This window comes from Mycobacterium sp. (assembly GCF_035499775.1).
Lineage (GTDB): Bacteria > Actinomycetota > Actinomycetes > Mycobacteriales > Mycobacteriaceae > Mycobacterium.
This window is the reverse complement of the sequence record NZ_DATJYB010000603.1, coordinates 1-5,291: the sequence shown is the minus strand read 5'-3', so window position 1 is coordinate 5,291 and position 5,291 is coordinate 1. Positions and strand designations below refer to the sequence as shown.

Below are 5,291 nucleotides of genomic sequence, written 5' to 3'. Positions count from 1 at the left end.
CAGACGGAAAAATCACCTAATAACCCGGCGTGTCTGGTGCTTTTGCTGGGGGCACCTCCCGCTTGCGGGGGACTGCTCCCGCAGGGGCATGGATTCCTTCCGACCTGCCAAATCGGCTCACCACCGATGCTTTTCACAGCTGGGACGTTATGATCCAGCTGTGTTGATGACCGACAACGCTGCTCGCTGAGCATGCGCAGTCACGGCTGGGCAGGCAATACGCCGGCCTCCGACGAGGAGGCCATCGAGCGCATTCTGGATGCCGCGGACAAGATCATCAGTGAGCGCGGCGCGGCGATGCGGATCGCCGATGTGGCGCGCACGCTCGGTGTCACCCGACAGACCGTCTACCGCTACTTCCCCGGCACGGAGGCATTGCTGGTGGCAACCGCGATGCGGTCGGCCGACGGCTTTCTGAGTCATTTGGCAGCCCATCTCAAAGGGATAACCGACCCGGTCGTCGCGATGATCGAAGGGGTGGCGTTCGCCATTGAACAACTGCCCGCCGACAGTCAGGTCGAATTCTTGCTGCACCAGCGCGACCGCAGCGGCCAGACCGTCTCCATCATGTCCGAAACCGCCCTGACATTCGGCCGGTCAATGCTGCACCGCTTCGACGTGGATTGGGAGCGACACGGATTCGACGAGGCAGGCATCGAAGAACTGTCCGAATTCTGCCTTCGGGTGCTGCATTCATTCCTTGTCGACCCAGGTAAGCCGGCTCGCAGCGGCGCGGATCTGCGCCGCTACCTCACCCGATGGATTGGACCCGCGATCGCTTATCCGCAGATGGCGAGCGCGATGGAGGCACTCCGCAGCCCCGACCCACGAACCCGACGCCGGCCTTCCGCGGCGTCCTGATCCGCATAAACGGCGTATCGGCGGATCAGCCATTACAGTTGAGTAGTGGCGACGAGAAGCAAGCTGGCGATGGCAGTCGGCGGCAGTGCGGCCGTACTTGTCTTTGCGGTCGGCTGCGGAATCGGCGATTACACCACCTCGGCGAGCGCTTCGTCCAGTGTGACGTTGACGCCGACGGTTCGCGGGACTCCGGTGGCTCCACCCGGCGGCGCGTTGCCCGTGCAGCCGGCCGGCGGCGGCGGTTGCGTCGTCGGTCTCAACTGCGGTTGCATTCCCCGCATTACCTGCCCCGGCGCCCATCACCATCACACCCCACAAACCACCACTCCACAAACACCTTAATCGGCAGGGGAACTCAGGCGTTGCGGGCTGCCTCTTGCACCCGCTGAACCCGGGATGCGATGCGGAGTTTGGTGTAGATGTGCGAAGGGTGGGCCTGCGCGGTACGGGGTGACACGAACAGCCGCGTCGCAATCTCCTTATTGGCCAGCCCTTCGCAAGCGAGTCGCGCGACGTCGCGCCCAGCCGGCGTGAGCGACGCCCAGCCGCTCGCGGGCCGCTTGCGCTCACCGCGGCCGCGCTGCGCGTAGGCAATCGCTTCTTCCATCGATAGCCCGGCGCCCTCGGTCCATGCGGCGTCGAAAGCGGCCTCTTCCATAGAGTTTCGCAGCCGGGCCACCGATGCCTCATACGCGGCATCGTGGATCTTGAAGCGCACCAAGCCCATGCGCTGACGAAGCGCCTCTTCCGGACAAGCGTGCTGCCTCTCGGTGGTTACCGTCGCCGGTACCCACGCCCGCAAGGCATTCCAGAATGTCCGGGACCGTCAGGTGCGTGCCGCCACTGGCCGCGCCAACCAGCGCCTTTGAGCGTCGCGCTCGCCATCTTCGGGCCTGCCTTCCGCGACGCCACGCGGGCGCGGACCAGTAGCGCTGCCATCACGAGATCGCCACGCGCCAAAGCGACTTCAATCGAAAAGACGCGCTGCGCGTCGGCCAACTCGGGCTGCGCCACGCGCAAGCCGTGCCAGGCGGCTTCGCTGGCCTCCGACGCTACCGCGCGAACCCCGGCGCCCGGGTTGCCAAGGTCACCATACAGAGTTAATAATGTGTATTGTCAACGGCAGGGAATCCGGAAGACAGGTGTCACCGATGACAGATCTCCAGGTAAGGCGGGTTCGCTTCGACTTCGCCGGGGACGACGTCCCGTTCCACTGGCAACCGCAGCGCCCCGCGTTCGGCATGCAGTGCAACGTCATCTCGTTCTTCGCGCCGGGATTCGAGAAGTTCATCGTCGACGCGACGCGCGAGGCGATACCCCTGATGCGCAATCCCGAGGACGCCGAGGAGGCCAGCGCCTACCTGCGCCAGGAGGCCCAGCACTCGGCGGCCCACCAGAGCCACATCAGGGCACTGAGCCGGCGCTGGCCGGGCCTGCAGGACACCATGGAGCAAGTCACCGCCTCCTTCGACCACCTCACCGCCACCAAGCCGCTGGCCTGGCGGCTTGCCTACCCGGCGGTGGTGGAGGCGACGTTCACGCCCTACTTCAAGGTCTTCCTCGACCACGAAGACACGTTGTTCCGGCCCGGCGACGAGCGGGTCGCGTCGATGTTCATCTGGCATTTCTGCGAGGAGATCGAGCACCGCAGCTCGGCCTTGCTCGTCTACGACGCGGTACGCGGCAGCTACCCGTACCGCGTCAAGACCATCGCCGGCGTGGTCAAACACATCGGTGAGATCCTGTCGATAATCTCCACCGGGTTCCAGCGGCACGTGCCCAAAGAGGACGGCGGTGACTTTGGCCGCCTCATCCCGAATGGGTTGTCGGTCAGGGCATTTCGCGATGCCATCAAAGCCGCGCACGAGCTCCAGGCGCCCGGCCAGGGCACCTACGCGGGTGTGCCGCGGCGCGAGTTCGGCGCGATGCTGGTTGGACTGATCCGGTCGCAGGGGCCAAAGCACAACCCGAATTTCGAAAGGCTTCCCGAATTCGCCGGCCGCTGGTTCAAGAGGTACGACGAGAACCCCAAGGTGGCCGCCCGCTGGTACACGGTCGGCGTGGGCACCGACTAAACACACGCCGCGGATGTCGATCGGCTCCTAAGCTTCGATAATCCTCAACGGAGCGATGTTGAGGACGATGCGAAGGAGGAGCGGACGTGGTCGGTTTTGCATCCGCGGCGCTGGGTGCCGCACCCGTTTTCGGCGGCGCCATGTTGGCCTTTGCCGCCGGACAATTCCGGGGCCCAAACTTCCGAGGCCTGATCAAGGAGGACATGGACCTGCTCGATCGGCTCCCCCCGGATGACACGGAAAGACGCGCCAACCTGCAGCGCAGCATCGACGCGCGCATCGACGACCTGATCGAGGCCACCGAAAAAACCCGCGAACTGCGCAAGGCCGCGGAGTCGTACCGCGGCAATTGGCGAGACTTCGTGCTATTTCTGTGCGCGGTGTTGTTCACCGTCGTCTGGTGGAACGTCAGCCACAATCGGACCAATTGGCTGCCGACGTTCGTTGTGCTGATCCTGCTGTCGGTGGTGGCTGCCGTCTACGCGGTCCGGGGGATGCTTCGCTCCGCGGTTTCGCTGGTGCACCGAAGGTAGCCCGGCGCCGAGGCTCTGCCATCCCGGTCGAAACCCGCATGCCACCAGCGTTTTTGGACGGCATCCTGGCTGAATTCATAAGGTATCCGCTATCTGGATGTGACAGCGTTGGAGCGTGGATCTCCACCACATCTGCAGGTTCTTCGGTTGCGTTGTCGCATCGGCGTGGGTTGTGCTGACCGCACCCGTCGCTCCGGCTTCAGCCGAGCCGTGCCCCGATGTCGAAGTTGTGTTCGCCCGCGGTACCTCGGAGCCGCCGGGCCTCGGCGAGGTCGGCGAGCGATTCGTCGATTCGCTGCGGGCGCGCGCAGGCGCACGGTCGCTCGCGGTGTACCCGGTCGACTATCCGGCCAGCACTGATTTCCCGACGGCTCTCGACGGGATCAATGACGCCGGCGCTCATATCGAATCGATGGCGGTGAGCTGTCCCAAGACCAGCATGGTGCTCGGCGGATACTCCCAGGGCGCCGCGGTGATGGGCTTCGTCACCGCGGACCGGGTGCCGGATGGGGCACACGCTGTGGCAATCCCGCAGCCGATGCCGTCGGCGGTGGCCGACCACGTCGCCGCGGTCACGTTGTTCGGAAAGCCGTCGGAGCAATTCATGAACACGATCGGCCAACCGGCGATCGCCATCGGCCCCGGTTACGCCGCCAAACCATCGACTTGTGCGTTCCGAACGACCCGGTGTGCTCTGGCGCGGGAGACTTCTTCGCCCATGGCCAATACATGGAGACGGGGATGGTCGATCAGCCGGCAGATTTCGCCGCGAGTCACCTCCCGATCAGTCCGGCGCCGGAGTCGGTGACCACTCCGCCTGCTGCGCCCCATCTGACAGGTCCGCCTCATCCGCCGGGTCAGGTCCCGACCGGCGTGTAGGGCGCTCGACTACCGGGCGCCGCGCACCAAACGGCCCGGGCGCGCACCGGTGTCCACGCCGTCGCGGCGAGTTACCACGCCGCTGACCACCGTGGCGGCATAGCCGCTTGCGTGCTGCATCAAGCGCTGCCCGCCGGCGGGCAGGTCATACACCATCCGCGGGGCGTGCAGCGTCAGCGCCTCCATGTCGATGACGTTGATGTCGGCCTTCTTGCCGACCGCGATCGTGCCGCGGTCGGTGAGGCCGAAAAGCTCTGCCGTGTCGTGGCTTTGCTTGCGCACCACATACTCCAGCGGGAGCCGCTCGCCGCGGTGACGGTCTCGTGCCCAGTGGGTGAGCAGATAGGTGGGGTAGGACGCGTCGCAGATCATCCCGCAGTGTGCGCCGCCGTCGGAGAGACCGACGACACCGGCCGGGTGAGTGAGCATCTCGCGGATCGCGTCGTGGTTGCCGTCGCTGTAGTTGAGCAGCGGCAGTAACAACATTGCGGTCGCGTCGGACTCGAGCATCAGGTCATAGAGCGTGGCCAGCGGGTCTTCGCCGCGCTCACGCGCGATCGCGGCAACGGTGCGCTCGGCTGTGGGCTCGTAGTCGGGCGGGTCGCCGATCGCGTACAACCGGCCCAGTGAATGCTGAACCACCGCGAACATGTTGTCGAAGAGCACCGACTTGTCGACCGGCAGATCGGGCTCGGACAGGATCGCGGTCCTGACCGCAGGCTCGGCGAGCCGAGCCGCGAGCTCCGCGGGTCCGAGCTCGGCACGCAGCTTGCGATAGGCGGGGCGGTGGGTGAAGGCGTGGTGTCCCGGGAACCCGAACAGCATGCCGAATGGGCGCGCGGCAATCTGCGGATACAGCCGGCTTCCGGCGGCGTGCGCGGCCGCCGACACTTCCAGCTGCTCGCGCCACAGCTGGGGCGCCGGGTCGATCTGAATCAGGGCG

At 65.8% G+C, this 5,291-nt stretch carries 6 protein-coding genes and 1 pseudogene; 4 read left to right on the top strand and 3 right to left on the bottom strand.

Annotated elements, in window-relative coordinates:
* Nucleotides 1-192 precede the first annotated feature (192 nt).
* On the top strand, nt 193-861 hold the full coding sequence (locus VML93_RS36455; RefSeq protein ID WP_325618417.1) for a helix-turn-helix domain-containing protein: 669 nt from the start codon (nt 193-195) through the stop codon (nt 859-861).
* Nucleotides 862-989: 128 nt separating this feature from the next.
* Here VML93_RS36455 and VML93_RS36450 read toward each other — a convergent pair whose 3' ends face one another.
* Both VML93_RS36450 and VML93_RS38790 read right to left on the bottom strand, forming a co-directional pair.
* The gene (locus VML93_RS36450) at nt 990-1,133 is read right to left on the bottom strand and encodes a hypothetical protein (RefSeq protein WP_325618416.1); all 144 of its coding nucleotides are present in this window, start codon (nt 1,131-1,133) and stop codon (nt 990-992) included.
* An 83-nt stretch (nt 1,134-1,216) separates the two neighbouring features.
* Nucleotides 1,217-1,588: a helix-turn-helix transcriptional regulator gene (locus VML93_RS38790; RefSeq protein ID WP_414686538.1), complete on the bottom strand. Its 372-nt coding sequence runs from the start codon at nt 1,586-1,588 to the stop codon at nt 1,217-1,219.
* Nucleotides 1,589-2,012: 424 nt separating this feature from the next.
* On the opposite strand from VML93_RS38790, the gene VML93_RS36440 reads away from it, so the two are divergent.
* The 3 genes and pseudogenes from VML93_RS36440 to VML93_RS36430 all read left to right on the top strand — a co-directional run bounded on the left by VML93_RS36440 (nt 2,013) and on the right by VML93_RS36430 (nt 4,348).
* Nucleotides 2,013-2,936, top strand: coding sequence for a metal-dependent hydrolase (locus VML93_RS36440; protein ID WP_325618414.1), 924 nt, complete (start codon nt 2,013-2,015; stop codon nt 2,934-2,936).
* A 140-nt stretch (nt 2,937-3,076) separates the two neighbouring features.
* The gene (locus VML93_RS36435) at nt 3,077-3,469 is read left to right on the top strand and encodes a hypothetical protein (RefSeq protein ID WP_325618419.1); all 393 of its coding nucleotides are present in this window, start codon (nt 3,077-3,079) and stop codon (nt 3,467-3,469) included.
* A gap of 130 nt (nt 3,470-3,599) precedes the next feature.
* A pseudogene (locus VML93_RS36430) lies at nt 3,600-4,348 on the top strand (cutinase family protein).
* Between the two features lie 9 nt (nt 4,349-4,357).
* On the opposite strand, the gene VML93_RS36425 reads toward VML93_RS36430, so the two are convergent.
* Nucleotides 4,358-5,291 (bottom strand): amidohydrolase family protein (locus VML93_RS36425; protein ID WP_325618412.1); only part of this gene is annotated, 934 nt, incomplete at its 5' end.